22 protein-coding genes are annotated in these 19,547 nt (G+C 64.2%); 14 read left to right on the top strand and 8 right to left on the bottom strand.

Features of this window, described 5'->3' with window-relative positions; all coding sequences use genetic code 11:
- Window positions 1-9: 9 nt before the first annotated feature.
- Both LK539_RS03240 and LK539_RS03235 read left to right on the top strand, forming a co-directional pair.
- Window positions 10-1,329: a mechanosensitive ion channel family protein gene (locus tag LK539_RS03240; RefSeq protein WP_227799466.1), complete on the top strand. Its 1,320-nt coding sequence runs from the start codon at window positions 10-12 to the stop codon at window positions 1,327-1,329.
- A 114-nt stretch (window positions 1,330-1,443) separates the two neighbouring features.
- Window positions 1,444-2,658: an acyl-CoA desaturase gene (locus LK539_RS03235; protein WP_227799465.1), complete on the top strand. Its 1,215-nt coding sequence runs from the start codon at window positions 1,444-1,446 to the stop codon at window positions 2,656-2,658.
- 58 nt (window positions 2,659-2,716) lie between these two features.
- On the opposite strand, the gene LK539_RS03230 is transcribed toward LK539_RS03235, so the two are convergent.
- The 5 genes from LK539_RS03230 to radC form a co-directional block, all read right to left on the bottom strand.
- Window positions 2,717-3,457, bottom strand: a complete 741-nt coding sequence (locus tag LK539_RS03230) for a hypothetical protein (RefSeq protein ID WP_227799464.1) — start codon at window positions 3,455-3,457, stop codon at window positions 2,717-2,719.
- A 67-nt stretch (window positions 3,458-3,524) separates the two neighbouring features.
- Complete coding sequence (locus LK539_RS03225; protein WP_227799463.1) at window positions 3,525-5,111, bottom strand: DUF418 domain-containing protein; 1,587 nt, start codon at window positions 5,109-5,111, stop codon at window positions 3,525-3,527.
- A gap of 92 nt (window positions 5,112-5,203) precedes the next feature.
- The gene (gene rpmG, locus LK539_RS03220) at window positions 5,204-5,371 is read right to left on the bottom strand and encodes a 50S ribosomal protein L33 (RefSeq protein ID WP_005665735.1); all 168 of its coding nucleotides are present in this window, start codon (window positions 5,369-5,371) and stop codon (window positions 5,204-5,206) included.
- A 13-nt stretch (window positions 5,372-5,384) separates the two neighbouring features.
- Window positions 5,385-5,621 (bottom strand): 50S ribosomal protein L28, encoded by a 237-nt coding sequence (gene rpmB, locus LK539_RS03215; protein WP_026354825.1) that lies wholly within the window; start codon window positions 5,619-5,621, stop codon window positions 5,385-5,387.
- A gap of 172 nt (window positions 5,622-5,793) precedes the next feature.
- Window positions 5,794-6,465 (bottom strand): DNA repair protein RadC, encoded by a 672-nt coding sequence (gene radC / locus LK539_RS03210; protein WP_227799462.1) that lies wholly within the window; start codon window positions 6,463-6,465, stop codon window positions 5,794-5,796.
- Between the two features lie 104 nt (window positions 6,466-6,569).
- Between radC and LK539_RS03205 the strand changes: the two genes are divergently transcribed.
- The 6 genes from LK539_RS03205 (at window position 6,570) to LK539_RS03180 (ending at window position 11,757) form a co-directional block, all read left to right on the top strand.
- A complete protein-coding gene (locus LK539_RS03205; RefSeq protein WP_227799461.1) occupies window positions 6,570-7,013 on the top strand; it encodes a peptidylprolyl isomerase in 444 nt (147 codons plus the stop codon).
- Window positions 7,014-7,027: 14 nt separating this feature from the next.
- The gene (gene ispH / locus LK539_RS03200; RefSeq protein ID WP_227799460.1) at window positions 7,028-7,969 is read left to right on the top strand and encodes a 4-hydroxy-3-methylbut-2-enyl diphosphate reductase; all 942 of its coding nucleotides are present in this window, start codon (window positions 7,028-7,030) and stop codon (window positions 7,967-7,969) included.
- Between the two features lie 145 nt (window positions 7,970-8,114).
- A complete protein-coding gene (locus LK539_RS03195) occupies window positions 8,115-9,044 on the top strand; it encodes a branched-chain amino acid ABC transporter permease (RefSeq protein ID WP_227799459.1) in 930 nt (309 codons plus the stop codon).
- Between the two features lie 15 nt (window positions 9,045-9,059).
- A complete protein-coding gene (locus LK539_RS03190; RefSeq protein ID WP_227799458.1) occupies window positions 9,060-10,271 on the top strand; it encodes an ABC transporter ATP-binding protein in 1,212 nt (403 codons plus the stop codon).
- Window positions 10,268-11,038 (top strand): ABC transporter ATP-binding protein, encoded by a 771-nt coding sequence (locus LK539_RS03185; RefSeq protein WP_227799457.1) that lies wholly within the window; start codon window positions 10,268-10,270, stop codon window positions 11,036-11,038. Before LK539_RS03190 ends, LK539_RS03185 begins: the two co-directional genes overlap by 4 nt.
- Window positions 11,035-11,757: an ABC transporter ATP-binding protein gene (locus tag LK539_RS03180; protein ID WP_227799456.1), complete on the top strand. Its 723-nt coding sequence runs from the start codon at window positions 11,035-11,037 to the stop codon at window positions 11,755-11,757. Before LK539_RS03185 ends, LK539_RS03180 begins: the two co-directional genes overlap by 4 nt.
- Before the next feature lie 61 nt (window positions 11,758-11,818).
- Here the strand turns inward: LK539_RS03180 and phaP are convergent, their stop codons facing one another.
- On the bottom strand, window positions 11,819-12,403 hold the full coding sequence (gene phaP, locus LK539_RS03175; RefSeq protein WP_227799455.1) for a TIGR01841 family phasin: 585 nt from the start codon (window positions 12,401-12,403) through the stop codon (window positions 11,819-11,821).
- A gap of 344 nt (window positions 12,404-12,747) precedes the next feature.
- Here phaP and LK539_RS03170 point away from each other — a divergent pair, with 344 nt between their 5' ends.
- The 3 genes from LK539_RS03170 (at window position 12,748) to LK539_RS03160 (ending at window position 15,701) form a co-directional block, all read left to right on the top strand.
- Complete coding sequence (locus LK539_RS03170) at window positions 12,748-13,665, top strand: DMT family transporter (RefSeq protein ID WP_227799454.1); 918 nt, start codon at window positions 12,748-12,750, stop codon at window positions 13,663-13,665.
- Window positions 13,662-14,357: a nitroreductase gene (locus LK539_RS03165; RefSeq protein WP_227799453.1), complete on the top strand. Its 696-nt coding sequence runs from the start codon at window positions 13,662-13,664 to the stop codon at window positions 14,355-14,357. The genes LK539_RS03170 and LK539_RS03165 overlap by 4 nt, the downstream gene beginning before the upstream one ends.
- A gap of 141 nt (window positions 14,358-14,498) precedes the next feature.
- A complete protein-coding gene (locus LK539_RS03160) occupies window positions 14,499-15,701 on the top strand; it encodes a serine hydrolase (protein ID WP_227799452.1) in 1,203 nt (400 codons plus the stop codon).
- Here LK539_RS03160 and LK539_RS03155 read toward each other — a convergent pair.
- Complete coding sequence (locus LK539_RS03155) at window positions 15,698-16,165, bottom strand: helix-turn-helix domain-containing protein (protein ID WP_227799451.1); 468 nt, start codon at window positions 16,163-16,165, stop codon at window positions 15,698-15,700. The genes LK539_RS03160 and LK539_RS03155 overlap by 4 nt on opposite strands.
- Before the next feature lie 126 nt (window positions 16,166-16,291).
- On the opposite strand from LK539_RS03155, the gene LK539_RS03150 reads away from it, so the two are divergent.
- Window positions 16,292-17,467, top strand: coding sequence for an MFS transporter (locus LK539_RS03150; RefSeq protein WP_227799773.1), 1,176 nt, complete (start codon window positions 16,292-16,294; stop codon window positions 17,465-17,467).
- Here LK539_RS03150 and LK539_RS03145 read toward each other — a convergent pair.
- Entirely contained in the window at window positions 17,443-18,246 is an 804-nt protein-coding gene (locus tag LK539_RS03145) for an IclR family transcriptional regulator (RefSeq protein WP_227799450.1), read from the bottom strand. The two genes, LK539_RS03150 and LK539_RS03145, sit on opposite strands and share 25 nt — an antisense overlap.
- A 135-nt stretch (window positions 18,247-18,381) precedes the next feature.
- Between LK539_RS03145 and LK539_RS03140 the strand changes: the two genes are divergently transcribed.
- On the top strand, window positions 18,382-18,768 hold the full coding sequence (locus LK539_RS03140) for a diacylglycerol kinase (RefSeq protein WP_227799449.1): 387 nt from the start codon (window positions 18,382-18,384) through the stop codon (window positions 18,766-18,768).
- 140 nt (window positions 18,769-18,908) lie between these two features.
- Complete coding sequence (locus LK539_RS03135; protein ID WP_227799448.1) at window positions 18,909-19,547, top strand: peroxiredoxin; 639 nt, start codon at window positions 18,909-18,911, stop codon at window positions 19,545-19,547.

Below are 19,547 nucleotides of genomic sequence, written 5' to 3'. Positions count from 1 at the left end.
AACCGGAATATGCCGCTCCAGCAACTGCTGGCCGACCTGTTCGGCGACATCCGCCAGCCTGCCATCCTGTGGCAGGCGCTTGCCATTGTCCTGTGCGTCGCCGTCGGCTGGGGCCTGGCGCGGCTGATGCACCGGTCCTGGCTGGCCAGCCACCAGGAGCAGCAACGTGGCCTGATCGGCCTCGGCATGGCCAGTTTCAGCCGCGTGCTGCCGCCGCTGCTGATCCTCGGCCTCCTGGTGACCACCCGCGCCGTCATGGGCAACTACCAGAGCGTGCACCTGCTCGATGTGGCGGTGCCGCTGGCGTCTTCGTTCGCGGTGATCCGCACCTTCTTCTACCTGCTGCGGCGGGTGTTCGCCCGCCGCGGCCAGCTGGGCGAGGCGCTGCAGACCTTCGAGAAGATCTTTGCCCTGATCGTCTGGCTGGGCGTGGCCCTGCACATCACGGGCGTGCTGCCCGAGGTGATCCGCTTCTTCGATCGCACTGTTTTGCCGGTCGGCAAGCACAAGATCGTGCTGGCCGACCTGGTCGAGGGCATTGTCTCGATCGTGGTCCTGATGATGCTGGCGCTGTGGGCCGGCGCCGCGCTGGAAGAACGCCTGATGAAGGTGGACCGCATGCACAGCTCGATCAAGGTCGTGCTGGCGCGCATGAGCCGGGCGGTGCTGATCCTTGTCGCCGTGCTGTTCAGCCTGTCGCTGGCGGGGCTGGACCTGACCGTGCTGTCGGTGTTCGGCGGTGCGCTCGGCGTCGGTCTCGGTCTCGGCATGCAGCGTATCGCGAGCAACTACGTGTCCGGCTTCATCATCCTGCTGGAGCGCAGCCTGACCATCGGCGACCCGATCACGCTCGATAAATATTCCGGCCGGGTGGCGCGCATCAATACGCGCTATACCGTGTTGCGCGGGACTGACGGCACCCAGACCCTGCTGCCGAACGAGATGCTGATCACCGGCGTGGTGCTGAACCAGTCTTCGACCAATCGCAACGTGCGCGCCATCACGAAGCTGACCGTGTCCTACGACAGCGACCTGTCCATCATCATGCCCTTGCTCGAATCGCTGCCGCGCGGCGTGCCGCGGGTGCTGGACGAGCCGGCGCCGAACGTGCTGCTGAACGCTTTCGCCGCCGACGGCTACGAGCTGGAAGTCGGCTTCTGGCTGGGCGACCCCGAGAACGGGCAGGGCGGGCCGATCTCCGATGTGAACAAGAAGATTTATGCACTTGTCCAGTCGGGCGAGATCAAGCTTGGTCATCCGTCAATGGATACGCGCCTGCTGGATGCACATATCACATCGCTTGTGGCACGCACCCCCGCTGCACCTTGAAATAAGGCATGCCTTAAGGCTCTTTCGCGTGCCGCGCGTCACTGGAACCGCGTAAAATGTCGGGTTGTGGTCGCCAGAAGTTTGGCGTACTGACGCGATATCCATGGAGACTGAATGAATTTCTTTAGTAGCGAACCCGTGCAAGCCGTGCTGAGCTTCCTGTCGACTGGCCTGCTCGACTTCACCGGTTGGCAGATCGTCATTGCCACCCTGGTACTGACGCACATCACGATCGCCGCCGTGACGATCTATCTGCACCGCCACCAGGCGCACCGTGCGCTGGAACTGCATGCTATCCCGAGCCACTTCTTCCGCTTCTGGCTGTGGCTCACCACCGGCCAGGTGACCAAGGAATGGGCCTCGATCCACCGCAAGCACCACGCCAAGTGCGATACCGAAGAGGATCCGCACAGCCCGCAGACGCGCGGCATCCGCAAGGTGCTGTTCGAAGGCGCTGAGCTGTACCGCGCCGAGAGCAAGAACAAGGAAACCATGGAGAAGTATGGCCATGGCACCCCGGACGACTGGATCGAGCGACATGTGTACACCAAGCACAGCGCCATGGGCGTGGTGCTGATGCTCCTTATCGACTTCGCCCTGTTCGGCATCGTCGGTATCTCGGTATGGGCGGTCCAGATGATGTGGATCCCGATCACCGCGGCCGGGATCATCAACGGCATCGGCCACTACTGGGGCTACCGCAACTACGACTGCAGCGATGCGGCCACCAACATCCTGCCGTGGGGCATCCTGATCGGCGGCGAGGAGCTGCACAACAACCACCACACCTTCGCCACCTCGGCCAAGCTGTCGAGCAAGTGGTATGAGTTCGACCTGGGCTGGGGCTATATCCGCATCCTGGAAACCCTGGGCCTGGCCAAGGTCAAGAAGGTTGCGCCAAAGCCGGAATTCGCCAAGGACAAGCTGGTGGCCGACCTCGACACCCTGCAGTCGGTGATCGCCAACCGCTACGACGTGATGGCCAAGTATGCGAAATCGGTGCGTCACGCTTTCCGTGAGGAATTCGAGCACCTGAAGCACAAGGCTGAACTGGAAGCGCGCTTCCTGAAGAGCTCGCGCAAGCTGATGCAGCGCGAGCCGGCCAAGCTGGAAGCCTCGCACAAGCAGCAGCTGGTCGAGCTGTTCCAGCACAGCAAGGCGCTGGAAACCATGCACCAGATGCGCGTGGAACTGGGCGCAATCTGGGAACGTTCGCACTCGACCCGCGACCAGCTGCTGCAGCAACTGCAGGACTGGTGCGCACGTGCCGAAGCCTCGGGCATCAAGGCCCTGCAGGACTTCTCGCTGCGCCTGCGCAGCTACGCGTAAGCAAACCCGGCCTGTGCCGGCAAGAGAAAGGCTCCCCGCGGGGAGCCTTTTTTTATGTTCAGATCAGGAGTACCTGCGCATCTTCCGGCAGCACCAGCCGGGCGCGCGGATCGAAGTCTTCGTTGCCGGTGAAGCGGTGGCAGTAGACCGGCGCATTCGCATGGTTGCGCGCCGGCTCGCTGGTGGGATAGCTGGCCAGCAGGCGCTCGCCGTCGCGCACGTCCACGTAGGAGCTGGGCGACAGGCTGCACACGGACACGCCGAGCTTGCGCGTGAAGGCCCACATCAAGAAGCGGTGGTGCCAGGGCACCAGCGGGTCGAGGGTGGCGTGCACGTCATGCAGCAGGCGCCGGATCTCGCCCATGGTCCAGGCATCGGGGGCGAGGGTGGGCACGAGGACCAGGTTGGCGCGCAGGTCGGACGGCTTCTTGTTGATGGAGAAGCTGCCGTCCTGGGCAGCGATGCGGTCGGCCACGGGCACGATGTACAGGCCATGTGCGTCCGCGCGCACCGGCAGCGATTCGCCGCCTCCCTCCAGCCAGACCGCCAGGTCGTCGGTGCGCACGCCGGGCCGCGCCGGACGCAGCTGGACCGCCAGCGCGGCGCGTCCCGCCAGGCTTTGCTGGACTGCCTTGGCCATGGGGTAGAACAATTCCTTGTACGGCAGCAGCCGGGTATGGGCCGCCTTGACTTCGACCGTCGGCACCGCGTCGGGAAGGGACTGGGCGCGTGCCGGCAGGGCGCACAGCAGGCCGGCGGCAAGAAGAGGCAGTGCAGGGAACTTCAGCAGCTGGGACATGCCGGTGATGGTGAAGTCGACAACGCCTTATGCTTTCACGGTCCAGCGAAAATTGCAATATACGGGGTCAAGGCAGTGTTGTATTTACTGAGGGGCGCCGCTCCGGCAGGCGCAGATACGTAAAGGCACGCCACAGCCATTCCATCGGACCATAGCGGTGGCGCCTCAGCCACCACGCGCTGAGCCAGGCTTGCAGGGCGCACAGCGCCAGCGCCACGCCGACCTGGGCCGCGCGCCCGATCCCCCACAGGCCTGCGCCATGGGCGTAGAACAGCAGGGACAGCACCAGCGACTGCATCAGGTAATTGCTCAGTGCCATGCGCCCCAGCGGCGCGAACACGCGCGCCAGTCCCGGCCGGCGCTGCAGGAGCAGCAGCAGGGCGGCCATGTAGCCGAAGGAGGCGGGCAGACTGCCCAGCATCAGGAGGCCGTAGGCGAAATCCCATCCCTGGTCGTCGACGCCTGGAGGACGTGCGGTCGCGACCAGGCTGCCCGCCAGGCCGATACCGATGCCCAGCGGCAGGCCGATCCAGGCCAGGCGCCGCAGCAATGACTGCCACCGGACAGGCTCGGTTACCATGCCGCTGCGCACGCACCAGACGCCGACCAGGAACACGCCGACCAGCACGATGGAAAAGCCCGCTTCGTCGCGCAGGCGCTCGCGCAGGTGGCCGACCCGCATGGCGACCGCCTGCGCGTAACTGCCCTGCGTGAGCACCTTGCGTTCCTCGGCAATGCGCTGCACCAGCTCCCGGTGGCGCAGGCTGCGCGCGGTGTCCTGGTCGACTTCGCGTCCGTCGATGGCGGTCGAGGTTGCCGGGCCCAGGCTCGGGGAGCCGGCAGAGAAGTAGCGCAGGCCGCCTTCCGCAACCAGGAAGCCGAAGCTCAGCACGAAGATGGCGATGCCCGCGCGCCACAGGCGGCCATGTCCCTCGCCGCCACGGCGTCGGGCCAGCAGGCCGAGGGCGAGCAGGATGCTGCCTGCGACGGCGAGCATGGGGGCGCCTTCCGATCCCTGCAGCACCAGCACCAGTGCGGCCAGCAGGATCAGTGCCCCGGGGATGATCATGGCCAGCGCAAATCCAGGCTCGCCCGGCTTGCCGCGCAGGTAGAGCGCGACCAGGCCCACGAAGGCCAGCGGCAATGCCAGCCCATTCAACTCGCGCCAGGGTGCCGGCAGCAGCGACAGGGCCATGCAGCAGACGATCGCGAACAGCAGCCAGCGCCCGCGCGCGAACAGGGCCAGCAGCAGGAACAGGGCGCCGATCGCATAGCTGATCAGGATGTCGCCGCTCCACAGCAGGCTGTGGTGCAGCAGGCCGAATACCAGCAGGGCCGCGATGCGGCGCAGGTAGGCGGGCAGGAAAGGGCGGCCCTTGGTACGGGCCCGCTCCAGCATCACGGCGAAACCCATGCCGAACAGCAGGCTGAAGATGGTCCAGAACTTCCCGCTGACGAAGTAAGCGACCACCCACGCGGCAAACCAGTCGAGGCCGTGCAGGCCGGGCGCCATGCCGGCGCCGGACTCGGCGACGGGGCGATTGAAGAATTCGACGTTGACGAGGCAGATGCCGACCAGGGCGAAGCCGCGCAGCACGTCGAGGGCATCAATACGGTGGGTCGGGAAGGGTGGTGAGGCTTGCGGTTCTGTCATCGTGGCGCAAGCTTACCCGAGCGCCTGCTGAGCGCAAGCATAAAAAAAGCCGCCAGTCTGGGACGGCGGCTTTTTTGGAGGAACAAGATCGATTACTTGATCTTGGTTTCCTTGTAGATCACGTGCTTGCGTGCCTTCGGGTCGAATTTGGTGATTTCCATCTTCGCCGGCATGGTGCGCTTGTTCTTGGTGGTGGTGTAGAAGTGACCGGTACCTGCGGTCGATTCCAGCTTGATTTTGTCGCGGCCAGTTTTTGCCATGATAGCTCCCTAATTAAACTTTTTCGCCACGGGCACGCATGTCGGCCAGCACGGCATCGATGCCGAGCTTGTCGATCACGCGCAGACCGGCGTTGGACAGACGCAGGGAGACCCAGCGGTTTTCCGATTCCACGAAGATGCGGCGGTTCTGCAGGTTCGGCAGGAAACGACGCTTGGTTTTGTTGTTAGCGTGGGAGACGTTGTTGCCAACCATCACTCCCTTGCCGGTAACTTGGCAGACACGTGCCATAGTGCACTCCTTAAGAATATCCAGGATTGGAAAAACGAGAGTATAGCGTGGAAACACACGACAAATCAATCACTTGCGAAAAACAATTGTGTCTTTTGATAATCGCAGAATTTAACAATTGCCGATGAGTTCCGTAACACCCTGTTTTCACGCTCTTATTCCGCCTCCGCCCCTATAGCTGGCCATGCTCGGCGAAGGAATGCACATGTGTTCCCGCCACCACGAAATGGTCGAGCACGCGGATATCGACCAGGGCCAGGGCCTGCACCAGGCTGGAGGTCAGGCGCAGGTCGGCTTCGCTCGGCTCGGGCACGCCGGAAGGGTGGTTGTGCGCCAGGATCACGGCCGCAGCATTGCGCCGCAGCGCCGCTTTCACCACCTCGCGCGGATACACGCTGGTGTGTGTGAGCGTGCCGCGAAACATTTCTTCATAGTTGATCAGGCGGTTCTTCACGTCCAGGAACAGGACGACGAAGGATTCGTGGGCCTGCAGCGCGAATTGGTGGCGCAGGTAGGCGCGCACCGCTTCTGGCGAGCACATGCCTTCGCGCTCGAACTCCTCGGCTACTGCGCGCCGTGTCAGCTCGACCGCCGCCTGCAGCTGGGCGTACTTGGCGGGGCCGAGGCCGTGCAGGGCGCCGAATTCACTCGAGCTCGCATGCAACAGCCGGTGCAGCGAGCCGAAATGCTCGAGCATGTCGCGCGCCAGCGCCACCGCGCTTTTCCCGGCCACGCCGACGCGCAGGAAGATCGCCAGCAGTTCGGTGTCGGACAGTACCCTGGGGCCGCCGCGCAGCAGGCGTTCGCGCGGGCGTTGCTCTTCGGGCCATTCGGTGATTCTCATTGTCTGATCCTTGCCATAAAAAAGGGCACGTGGAGGCGCGAGGGCCGGGCGTGGCTTACAATAGCGGTTTGCCTGTCACGGGCCTGCCTGTCACCACAAAGAACATGTCCAACGTCGTCAACGAATCTTCTTACCTGACCCTGCATTATCGGTTGGCCACCGCCGACGGTACTGATCTCATCACTACCTTCAATGGCACCCCGGCTACCTTGCTGCTGGGCCAGGGTCAACTGGCACCTTTTCTCGAGCAAAAACTGATCGGCATGGAAGAGGGCGCGCACCAGACTTTCCAGCTCACCGCGCAAGAAGGCTTCGGCGAACGCAATCCCGACCTGATCCAGCCGGTGTCGAAGGCAACGCTGGCGGAGAACTCGGTGCCAGATGCCGACTACAAGGTGGGCGAGCTGATCGAGTTCAACGCGCCCAAGGGCGGCCGCTTTGCCGGCGTGCTGCTGGAAATGCGCGAGACCACCGCGCTGTTCGACTTCAACCATCCGCTGGCCGGCCAGTCCCTGCAATTCGAAGTGAAACTGATTTCGGTTCTGTAAAACAGGAAACCTTCATGGAAAACGAAATTCTGCTTGCCCAGCCGCGCGGCTTCTGCGCTGGCGTGGACCGCGCCATCGAGATCGTCGAGCGCGCGCTGCGCCAGTTCGGCGCCCCGATCTACGTGCGCCACGAGATCGTGCACAACGCCTATGTGGTGGAAGACCTGCGCAACAAGGGCGCGATCTTCATCGAGGAACTGGAAGACGTCCCGCCCGGTAACACCCTGGTGTTCTCGGCCCACGGCGTGTCCAAGGCCGTCCGTGCGGATGCCGAGGCGCGTGGCCTCACCATTTTCGATGCGACCTGCCCGCTGGTGACCAAGGTCCATGTGGAAGTGGCCAAGATGCGCAAGCAGGGCTGCGAGATCGTCATGATCGGCCACGACGGCCACCCGGAAGTCGAAGGCACGATGGGCCAGGCGGAAGAGGGCATGCACCTGGTCGAGACCGTGGACGACGTGTCGACGCTGCAGGTGAACAACCCGGACCAGTTGGCCTATGTCTCGCAGACCACGCTGTCGGTCGACGACACCACCGACATCATCAATGCCCTGAAGGCGCGCTTCCCGAACATCATCGAGCCGAAGAAGGGCGACATCTGCTACGCCACCACCAACCGCCAGGAAGCCGTCAAGTTCATGGCGCCGCAGGTGGAAGTGGTGGTCGTGGTCGGCAGCCCGAACAGCTCGAACTCGAACCGCCTGCGCGAAGTGGCGGAGAAGATGGGTACGCCGGCCTACATGGTCGACAATGCCGCTGCCATCGATCCGCAATGGATCGCTGGCAAGAAGCGCATCGGCGTGACCGCCGGCGCATCGGCCCCGGAAGTGCTGGTGCAGGCCGTGATCGACCGCCTCAAGGCATTGGGCGCGGCCAGCGTGCGTGCGCTCGAGGGCGTGGAAGAAAACGTCGTGTTCCCGCTGCCCAAAGGCCTGGATGGCGCCAAGGCGGCGTAATTACACGGAACAAATTCCAGTATAAGTTTTCCTGAATGCCATTTATCATGATGGCAATCGGAATGAACGCCAGGCCAGAACGGCACTGCGGGGTTACCCGGAGTGCCGTTTTTTCTTGGACCGCAATGGAGAGCGAACGCGCACGATGGAAACATTCATCCAACAAATCCTCAACGGCCTGGTGCTGGGCAGCATGTATGCCCTCGTCGCCCTCGGCTACACAATGGTCTACGGAGTCCTGAACCTGATCAACTTCGCCCACGGCGACGTGTTGATGATCGGCGCCATGATCGGCTTGACCATCCTGAAACTGCTGGAAGCCCATGCGCCCGGCCTGCCGGGCTATGTGCAGCTGGCGATCGCGATCATCGGCGCCATCCCGGTCGCGGTACTGGTCAACATCCTGATCGAGCGCGTCGCCTATCGGCGCCTGCGCAACGCGCCGCGCTTGGCGCCCCTGATCACGGCGATCGGCGTGTCGATCCTGCTGCAGACCTTCGCCATGATGATCTGGGGCCGCAGCCCGCTGCCCTTCCCGCAGCTGCTGTCGCCGGAACCGGTGTCCATTGGCGGCGCCCTGATTTCGCACACCCAGATCCTGCTGCTGGTGCTGGCCGCCGCCGCGATGGTCGCCCTGGTGCTGCTGGTCGAGCGCACCCGCATGGGACGCGCGATGCGCGCCGTGGCCGAGAACCCGCGCGTGGCCGGCCTGATGGGCGTCGATTCGAACCGCGTGATCGTCGCCACCTTCGCCATCGGCGCCGCGCTGGCCGCGGTGGCGGGCGTGATGTGGGGCGCGAACTATGCGTCGATCACCTTCACCATGGGCGTGCTGCCGGGCCTGAAGGCCTTCTGCGCGGCGGTGCTGGGCGGGATCGGCAACATCTACGGCGCCATGATCGGCGGCATCCTGCTGGGCATCATCGAAGCGCTGGGCGCCGGCTACATCGGCGACCTCACCGGCGGCTTCCTGGGTAGCCACTACCAGGACATCTTCGCCTTCGTCGTGCTGATCCTCGTGCTGACCCTGCGCCCGTCGGGCATCATGGGCGAGCGCGTGGCGGACCGCGCGTAACCGAGGACCGACACCATGTCACTCCTGACTTTCGACGTCCAGCACAAGCCGCGCCAGGCCTACGCCAGCATGGCGGTGGTGCTGGCCCTGATGCTGGTCTTTCCTTTCTTCGCTTCCCAGTTCGGCAATTCCTGGGTGCGCATCATCGACATCGCGCTCCTGTACATCATGCTGGCGCTGGGCCTGAACATCGTGGTCGGCTTCGCCGGGCTGCTCGACCTGGGCTACATCGCCTTCTTCGCGGTGGGGGCCTACCTGGTCGGCCTGTTCTCGTCGCCCCAGTTCGCGGCCCTGCTGGAGTCGGTGATCTATTATTCGCCGGCGCTGGGCGAAGCCCTGGTGACTTTCTTCGGTCCCGAGATCCAGCAGAACGGCATCCACCTGTCGGTGTGGGCGATCGTGCCGCTGGCAGCCCTGGTAGCGGCCCTGTTCGGCGCGCTGCTGGGTGCCCCGACCCTGAAGCTGCGCGGCGACTACCTGGCCATCGTGACGCTCGGCTTCGGCGAGATCATCCGCATCTTCATGAACAACCTGAACGACCCGATCAACTTCACCAACGGGCCGCAGGGGATCAACATGATCGACCCGATCCGCGTGTTCGGCGTGTCGCTGGCGGGCGAGGCAGGCTCGCAGGCGACGGTGCACATCGGGGGCTTCTCGATGCCTTCGGTGAACGCCTACTATTTCCTGTTCCTGGCGCTGACCATCGCGACTATTTTTGTTACCTCGCGCCTGCAGCATTCGCGCCTGGGCCGCGCCTGGGTCGCGATCCGCGAAGACGAGATCGCGGCCAAGGCCATGGGCATCAATACCCGCAACGTCAAGCTGCTGGCATTCGCCATGGGTGCGAGCTTTGGCGGCGTGGCGGGCGCCATGTTCGGCGCCTTCCAGGGCTTCGTGTCGCCGGAATCGTTCTCGCTGACCGAATCGATCGCCGTGCTGGCGATGGTGGTGCTGGGCGGGATCGGCCACATCCCCGGCGTGGTGCTGGGCGGCGTGCTGCTGGCGGCGCTGCCGGAAGTGCTGCGTCACGTGGTGGAGCCGGCCCAGCAGGCGCTGTTCGGCACCGTGGTGATCGAAGCCGAAGTGCTTCGCCAGCTGCTCTACGGCCTGGCGCTGGTCTTGATCATGCTGGTCAACCCGGCCGGCCTGTGGCCCTCGCCGAACAAGGAGGAGCGCCCGAACGCCGCCCTGGCCCGCGAGGACGAAGAGGGAGCCAAGGCATGAGCGAGATCCTTTTGAACATCTCCGGCGTGAACAAGCGCTTCGGCGGCCTGCAGGCCCTGACCGACGTCGGCATCCGCATCGAGCGCGGACAGATTGTTGGCCTGATCGGACCGAACGGCGCCGGCAAGACCACCTTCTTCAACGTGATCACGGGCCTGTACCAGCCGGACAGCGGCACGTTCGAACTGGCCGGCAAGCCGTATTCGCCATCTGCCCCGCACGAGGTGGCGAAGGCGGGCATTGCGCGTACCTTCCAGAACATCCGCCTGTTCGGCGAGATGAGCGCGCTGGAAAACGTCATGGTGGGTCGCCACGTACGCACCCGCCAGGGCGTGTTCGGCGCGATCTTCCGCCACAAGGCGGCGCGCGCAGAAGAAGCGGCGATCCGCGCGCGGGCGCAGGAGCTGCTGGACTTCGTGGGCATCGGCCAGTTTGCGCATCGCACCGCGAAATACCTGTCCTACGGCGACCAGCGCCGCCTCGAGATCGCGCGCGCGCTCGCGACCGACCCGCAGCTGCTGGCGCTGGACGAACCGGCGGCCGGCATGAACGCCACCGAGAAGCTGGCCCTGCGCGAGCTGCTCGTGAAAATCAAGAACGAAGGCAAGACCGTGCTGCTGATCGAGCACGACGTCAAGCTGATGATGGGCCTGTGCGACCGCATCACGGTGCTCGAATACGGCAAGCAGATCGCCGAAGGTACCCCTAGGGAGATCCAGAACAACGAGGCCGTGATCAAGGCCTACCTCGGTGGGGCGCATCAATGACCGACAACATCCTGAAAGTATCTGGCCTGAAGGTCGCCTATGGCGGCATCAAGGCCGTCAAGGGCCTGGACCTGGAAGTGAACCGGGGCGAACTGGTGACCCTGATCGGCGCCAACGGCGCCGGCAAGACCACCACCCTGAAAGCGATCACTGGCACGCTCCCGCCATGCAAGGTGGAAGGCGAGATCAGCTATCTTGGGAAGCCCTTGCGCGGCACCCAGTCCTTCCGCATGGTGCAGCAAAAGCTCGCCATGGTGCCGGAAGGGCGGGGCGTGTTCACCCGCATGACGATCCACGAGAACCTCTTGATGGGCGCCTACACGCGCAATGACCAGGCGGGGATCGCGCAAGACATCGAGAAGTGGTACGCGGTGTTCCCGCGCCTGAAGGAGCGTTCCAGCCAGCTGGCCGGCACCCTGTCGGGCGGCGAGCAGCAGATGCTGGCGATGGCGCGCGCGCTGATGTGCCACCCGACGCTGCTGCTGCTGGACGAGCCTTCGATGGGCCTGTCGCCGATCATGGTGGAGAAGATCTTCGAAGTGATCCGCGACGTGTCGAGCCAGGGCATCACGATCCTGCTGGTGGAGCAGAACGCCAAGCTGGCGCTGCAGGCGGCGCACCGCGGCTATGTGATGGAGTCGGGGAGCCTGACCATGACCGGCAATGCCGCGCAGATGCTGGACGATCCGCGGGTGCAGGCGGCCTACCTGGGCGAGTAGGTGGCCCGAAAAACAAAAAGCCGGGACAGCGTCCCGGCTTTTTCATTTGACCAGTCGCAGCTTAGGCGGCAGCGGTCTGGGTCGCAGCAGTCGCAGTAGCGGTAGCCTTGCGAGCAGTCGCCGAAAACTGGCTCACCGCTGCGTTGACGTTGTTTTCGATCGCTTCGGCAGCCTGCTTGCTGGTCTTGCTGAACTGCTCGTAGCCGGCGTTGGCGTTGCTGATCACGGTCTTGACGGCGGCAACGAAGGTTTCCGAACCGGCCGGGGCGTTCTTGCTCACTTCGTCGACCAGGGCGATGACCTTGCGGTTGGTTTCGACGATCTGGGTTTCGGCGGCCTTCGAGAACTCGGCGCCGGTGCCGGTGGCGATGGCGGCCAGCTGGCGGTTGTACGACAGGGCCTTTTCAGCGGTCGGCTGGGCCTGCGACGCGGTCACCGAGAAGAATTCCTGCGGATCCTTGGCGCCCAGCAGCTGGCGGGCGACGTTCGACGAATCTTCCAGGGTGCTGCGGGCAGTGCTGATGTTCAGGTCGACCAGCTTCTCCATGCCTTCGAAGGTCTTGGCGGTCAGCGAGGACAGCAGGGCGAACTGCGATTCCAGGTTGGCTTTGGTGGCATTCGAAAACTGCTCAGGAATTGCAAACATGTGGCTCTCCAAAATTCAATGTGTTCAGTGGATGAAATGTTGCTTGGACCGGTGAGGCAGATGTTTCCGTCTTTAGGAACGAAATCTTTTTTTGTGCACCGCAACAGGGCAAATTTTCATCCAGTTTTCAGGGGGAGTCAAGCAGATTTGATGCGACGCACCATAAAGTGTGCATAAATTTCTTGAATGCATTGATTGCAAGAAATTTCAAGGACTTACGTTTGATTTAGCGCAAGAAAACGCTCCGCGAAGGGGCAGGCAGAGCCGCTTCCGTCGGCATGCTAGACTAGCACCTTGTCGTTCCGCCAAGTCACCGAAACAGGCTGCTTTGCAGCATCCCATTCATGTCCTCCAGCACCCGAAGCAGCGCGCATTCTGTCACAAAGGCCACCTGGCTGTCGCCCGTTCCGCTGCTGTTCGTGTTCCTGTGGAGTACCGGCTTCATCGTGGCCAAGCTCGGGCTGCCGTATGCGCCGCCGCTCACTTTCCTGATCCTGCGCTGCCTCGGCGTACTGGCGGTATTGCTGCCAGTGGTGTTTATCGTGCGCGCACCCTGGCCGCGCGGCCAGGTGCTGCACGTGGCGGTCGCTGGGTTGCTGCTGCAGGCCGGTTACCTGGGCGGCGTCTGGGCCGCGATCAAGATCGGGATGCCGGCCGGGCTGACCGCGCTGATCGTCGGCATGCAGCCCATCCTGACCGCCGCTTGCGCGCCCCTGCTCAAGGAAAGGGTGCGGCCGCGCCAGTGGCTGGGCTTCGCGCTCGGCCTGCTCGGTGTGGCGCTGGTGGTGCAGGCCAAGCTGCACCTGGCCGGCCTGACGGTGGCCGGCATCGCCCTGTGCGTGTTCGCGCTGCTGTGCATCACGGCCGGCACCATGTACCAGAAGCGCTATTGCCCGGGCTTCGACCTGCGCACCGGCACCGTGATCCAGTTCGGCGCCACCGTGGCCGTGCTCGTGCCGCTGGCCGTGCTGCTGGAAGGGCTGGACCCGCGTTTTTCCAGCGTCACCTGGAGCATGGACTTCGTCGTGGCCTGGCTGTGGTCGATCTTCGCGCTGTCGATTGGCGCCATTTTCCTGCTGTTCACGCTGATCCGGCGCAGCCGCGCCACGGAAGTGACCAGCCTGTTGTACCTGACCCCGCCCACCACCGCCGTCATGGCCTGGCTGCTGTTCGGCGAGGCCTTCAGTCCGCTCGCGCTGGCGGGCATGGCGGTGGCCGTGCTGGGTGTCGCATTCGTCGTTCAAAACAAGGAGACTTCATGATCACCAGCCCCCAGCAGGAAGCCGTCGATGCGGCAATCGCCTCGCGCCACTCGATCCGTGCCTTCCTGGACAAGCCGGTCGAGCGCGCCGACATCGAACGCATCCTGGAGGTGGCCGCGCGCGCGCCGTCCGGCACCAATACCCAGCCGTGGAAGGTCTACGTCTTGAGCAGGCAGGCGAAGCAAAGCCTGAGCGAGGCCATCCTGGCGGTGAACGCCGATCCGGAGCAGGCACGCCAGCACACCGAGGAATACGCCTACTACCCGCGCGAATGGATCTCGCCCTATGTCGACCGGCGCCGCAAGGTGGGCTGGGATTTGTACAGCCTGCTCGGACTCACGCGCGACAACAAGGCCGGCATGGCGGCCCAGCACGCGCGCAACTACCGCTTCTTCGACGCTCCGGTCGGCCTGATCTTCACCATCGATCGCATCATGGAGCAGGGTTCGTGGTTGGATTACGGCATGTTCTTGCAGAACATCATGGTCGCCGCGCGCGCCCGCGGCCTCGATACCTGCCCCCAGGCAGCCTTCACACAGTATCACCGCGTGATTGCGCAGCAGCTCGGGTTGCCGGAGAATGAAATGGTGGTGTGCGGCATGGCGCTCGGTTGGGCCGATCCCGGCCGCATAGAAAATTCCCTCGTGACCGAACGCGTGCCTGTTCAAGATTTCACGCAATTCCGCGAGTGAGGTGGACGTAAATACTTGATTGGAAACGGTTTGTCGTTTTTCGGAACGTTGCCGCACGGAATATAAGTTTCGCTTGCGATGGGGCGTCGTTCAGCTACACTGCATTCCGTATCTCATCAGTTTGCGTCGAAGGGTTTCCAGATGTTTAAACTTGCCTTGGCCGCCGTCGTATCGCTGCTGTTTGCGTTCCAGCCCGTCTACGGTGCCGGAGCGGGCGCCGGTGCGGGTGCGGGTGCGTCGGCCGAAGCCAAGTCCGGCAAGAAAAAGGTCGTCAAGAAAAAACAGCGCCGGGCCTCGGGCAAGGCGGTACGCAAGACCCGCGCCAAGCGCCAGGACCTGGCCCAGGCCATCGCCGACGACAACCGCGCGCGCATGGTGCGCCGCGTCGAGATGGTGCGCGGCAAGCGCAAGGTGACTTACCAACTGGTGCGCCGCGCCGCCGGCGCCGCGGCCGTCGATCCGCGCAGCCTGGGCGACGTCGCCGGCCTGCGCCGCACGGCCGATCCGCTGTCGCTGCGCTCGAACGTCGCCTTCGTGCTCGACCAGAACAGCTCGGAAGTGCTGTTCGAAAAGAACGCCAACATCGCCCTGCCGATCGCCTCGATCACCAAGCTCATGACCGGCCTGGTCGTGGTGCAGGCCAGGCAGGATCTCGACGAAACCCTGCGCATCACCGACGCGGACGTCGACCGCCACAAGTATTCCAGCTCGCGCCTGCCGGTCGGCACCCGCATGACGCGGCGCGAACTGCTGCATATTGCCCTGATGAGTTCGGAAAACCGTGCCGCCTCCGCGCTCGGGCGCAACTATCCCGGCGGCATCGGGGCCTTCGTGGACGCGATGAACGCCAAGGCACGCGAGCTGGGCATGAAGGACACCCACTATGTCGACTCCAGCGGCCTGTCGAGCCGTAACGTGTCGAGCGCGCGCGACCTGGCGCGCCTGGTCGCCACAGCGCACCAGGAACCGCTGCTGCGCGAGTATTCCACCACCCCGAATTCGATCGTCAAGGCAAGCGGTCGCCCGATGCGCTACGCGAACACCAACTACCTGGTGGCGCTGCCGGACTGGAACATCGGCCTGCAGAAGACCGGCTTCATCAACGAAGCAGGGCGCTGCCTGGTGATGCAGGCGGCCATCCACGGCCGCAACGTGATCATGGTGTTCCTGGATTCGAAAGGGAAGATGTCACGCACCGCCGATGCCGGCCGCGTGCGCCGCTTCCTGGAAGCGCTGGCCCCGAGCAAGCTCGACGTGCTGACGCCCGGCACCCTCGGCGAGAAGGTCGCTTCCCCGGCGATCGGCAACTTCAGCGCGGCAGCGCCGCCCCCGGCACTACATTAAGTATCCGTGCCGGGCGAGAGCGCAAGCTTGCGCACCTCGGCATCGTCCGGCCCCAGTACGCCCCCGTCTTCGGTCCTGACCGACATCAACTGTACCGGCTTGCCCGTTTTCTTCTCGATCAGTTCCGAATGCGCTTCACCGGGCATGAACAGGTTGCGCTCGCCCCACTGGCGCAGCGCGACGACGACGGGAAACAGGCTTTTGCCGGCCTCGGTCAGCACATATTCCTGGTAGGCGCTACCGGTGCCAGCGGGCCGGGTCGCGAGAATTCCCCCATCGACCAGGCGCCGCAGTCTGTCCGCCAAGATATTGCGGGCGGCGCCCAGGCTGCGCTGGAACTCACTGAAGCGGCCGATCCCGTCGAAGGCATCGCGCACGATCAGCAGCGACCAGCGATCGCCCAGGATGTTGACCGACCTCGCCACAGGGCAAGGTTCGCTGCTGATGGGTTCCGGAGTTGTCATGGCGGGAAGCTGGCGATCAAAGTGGTTGCATTTTAAGACCACCTCGGCTAGGCTTCAACTGGTTTCAAATTGAAACCAGTTTAGGATCGCTCCATGCATGTCGCCTGTCCCGATGCCAGACCTATGATGCCCGCCAGCCTTGCCTGGCTGTTTGCCTGCGCGGCAGGGATGAGCGTCGCGAACGTGTATTACGCCCAGGCGCTGCTGGACGCGCTTGCTGTCGACTTTTCGATCTCGCACGCGGCGGTCGGCGCGGTCATCACGGCCACCCAGGCCGGCTGCGCCCTTGCACTGTTCCTGCTGGTGCCTTTGGGCGACCTGGTCGAACGGCGCCGCCTGATGCTGGTGCAGGCACTCTTGCTGGTGGTCGCGCTGGTCGCGGTCGGCTGTGCGCAATCGCCAGGCATGCTGCTGGCGGCCATGCTCCTGACCGGCCTGCTCGGCACCGCCATGACGCAGGGCCTGATTGCGTATGCCGCCAGCAGCGCGGGAGAACACGAGCGTGGACGGATCGTTGGGGCAACCCAGGGCGGGGTGTTCACCGGCCTGCTGCTGGCTCGGGTGTTTGCCGGCGCCATCAGCGACCTCGCAGGCTGGCGCAGCGTGTACCTCGCCGCTGCCGCGGCAATGCTGTTGCTGGCTGCCCTGATGTGGCGCGGTTTGCCGCGACTTGCCGGCGGCCGCTCCGCCATGACCTATCGCGCCCTGCTGGCGTCGATGTTGGTCCTGCTGCGCCGGAACCGCGTGCTGCAGGTTCGGGGCGTCATTGCGCTGCTGATGTTTGCGGCATTCAATGTGTTCTGGAGCGCACTGGTCCTGGCCCTGAGCGCACCGCCCTACGGCTACTCGCACACCGCCATCGGCGCCTTCGGCCTCATCGGCGCCGTGGGTGCGCTGGCGGCGGCCCGCGCGGGACGCCTGGTGGACCAGGGCCGCGGCCAGCAAACCAGCCTGCTTGCGCTGGTCCTGCTGTGTCTGGCGTGGCTGCCCCTGTCCTTCATGCACCTGTCGCCCTTGGCGCTGGTGGCCGGCATTGTGCTGCTCGACCTTGGCGGACAAGCGATCCACGTCACGAACCAGGGCATGATTTTCCGCACCAGCAGCGAGGCCCACGGCCGGCTGGTCGGCGCCTACATGCTGTTTTACGCGCTTGGCAGCGGCATGGGAGCGATGGGTGCGACCCTCAGCTTCACCCACGCGGGTTGGAGCGGCGTCTGCATCCTTGGGGCAGCGATCAGCCTGCTGGCCTTGCTGTTCTGGGCGGCCACCCGCGATCGTCAGATGGCCGGGGCAGGGCGGTAGCCCAGGGTGGCCGAGATGCTGGACGCCGTCTGCACCAGGTCTTCCAGCCACTCTTCCTGCAGGCGGTCGGCCGGAGCCGAGATCGACAGGCCCGCGACCAGCTTGCCGCTGTCGTCGAAGATGCCGGCGGCCATGCAGCGCACTCCCAGCTCCAGTTCCTCGTTGTCGCGCGCATAGCCGCGCGCGCGCACCAGGCTGAGTTCGCGCTCGAAGCGCGCCAGGTCGGTGATCGAATTCTTGTTGTGGCCCGCCAGCCCGGTGCGGGTGGCGTAGCCGCGGATGGTTTTCGCATCGTCGATCGACAGGAACAGCTTGCCGGTCGAGGTCAGGTGCAGCGGGGCGCGGCCGCCGATGGCGCGCACCACCTGCATGCCGGAGCGCTCGGAATAGGCGCGATCGATGTAGACGATCTCGTCGCCCTGGCGCACCGACAGGTTCACGGTCTGCTGGGTCTTCTTGTGCAGGGCGCGCATGAAGTCGAGCGCCGCTTCGCGCACCGACAGGCGGCTCTTGACCACGTTCCCCAGTTCCAGCAGGCGCATGCCGAGGCGGTAGGTGCCCGGCTCGACCCTGTCGACGAAACGCGTGACAACCATGTCGTTCAGGATGCGGTGCGCGGTCGAGGGATGCAGGCCGGACACCTTGGACAGCTCCTTCAGGCTCACCGGATCAGAATAGGTGGCCAGCGCGTCGAGCAGCGCCATCATGCGCTCGATCACCTGGATCGAGGTCTTGGCCGAGGCGGGCGCCGAAGCCGGTTCTGGGGTTTCCATTTTCATGATGTGGTTGGTGCAGTGCAGTATTCACACCTTTATACCATGATGTGAAACGCAGATGCAAACCGTCGGGCTGCTGTGTGCAAGCTGTCTTGCGCGCGGCATAATGACAGCCCGGCATTTATATTCAATAAACACATGGAACACCCGATCAGCGAATTCAAGACCAAGCGCGGCATCGCGCGCCTGCTGGCAGCCTGCCGCAATACCGCGGACGGCCTGTCCTGGGCCTGGCGCAGCGAGGCGGCGTTCCGGCAGGAGGTCGTAGTGATCGCCATCGCCACCGTGGTGGCGCTGTTGCTGCCGGTGTCGAGCTTCCAGAAGCTGGTGCTGATCGGCGTGCTGATCCTGGTGCTGATCGTCGAGATCATCAACTCGGCCATCGAAGCCATCGTCGACCGCATCTCGCTCGAACGCCATCCGCTGTCCAAGGTGGCTAAGGACATGGGCAGCGCGGCCGTCGCCCTGACCCTGCTGCTGGCGCTTGCGACCTGGGCGGTTGTGTTGTACAACCGTTATCTCTGAACGGTGGCGCAACCCTGTCGCCCTCGGTACAAGCAAATAACAAACCTGTCGTTTGATTAATTGCCAAGTCCTCTTAGACTATGGCTTGATGTGGCCGGCCGTGACCGGCTTCCGCAGTCCAATCACCTGGAGAGATGACAATGACCTTACGCCTCGGCGATACCGCCCCCGATTTCGAGCAGGATTCCAGCATCGGCAAGATCCGCTTCCATGAATGGGCGGGCGATTCCTGGGTGGTGCTGTTCTCGCACCCGGCCGACTTCACCCCGGTCTGCACGACCGAACTGGGCCTGACCGCCAAGCTGAAGCCGGAATTCGACAAGCGCAATGTCAAGGCGATCGCGCTGTCGGTCGACCCGGCCGACAAGCACCGCGACTGGATCCGCGACATCGAAGAAACCCAGCAGACCGTGGTCGGCTTCCCGATCATCGCCGATGCCGACAAGTCGGTATCGAGCCTGTACGACATGATCCACCCGGAAGCCTCGGCCACCGCCACCGTGCGTTCGCTGTTCGTGATCGACCCGGCCAAGAAAGTGCGCCTGACGATCACCTACCCGATGAGCACCGGCCGCAACTTCGACGAAGTGCTGCGCGTGATCGACGCCCTGCAACTGACCGACGGCTACACCGTGGCCACCCCGGGCAACTGGAAGGATGGCGACGACGTCATCATTCCGCTGACCGTGCAGGATCCGGCCGTTATCGAGCAAAAGTATCCGAAGGGCTATACCTCGCCGCGCCCTTACCTGCGCCTGACTCCGCAGCCAAACAAATAA

This window comes from Massilia sp. IC2-476 (assembly GCF_020707295.1).
Taxonomy (GTDB): Bacteria; Pseudomonadota; Gammaproteobacteria; order Burkholderiales; family Burkholderiaceae_D; genus Telluria.
The sequence above is the reverse complement of the archived record's forward strand: the minus strand, read 5'-3'. Positions and strand labels throughout refer to the sequence as shown.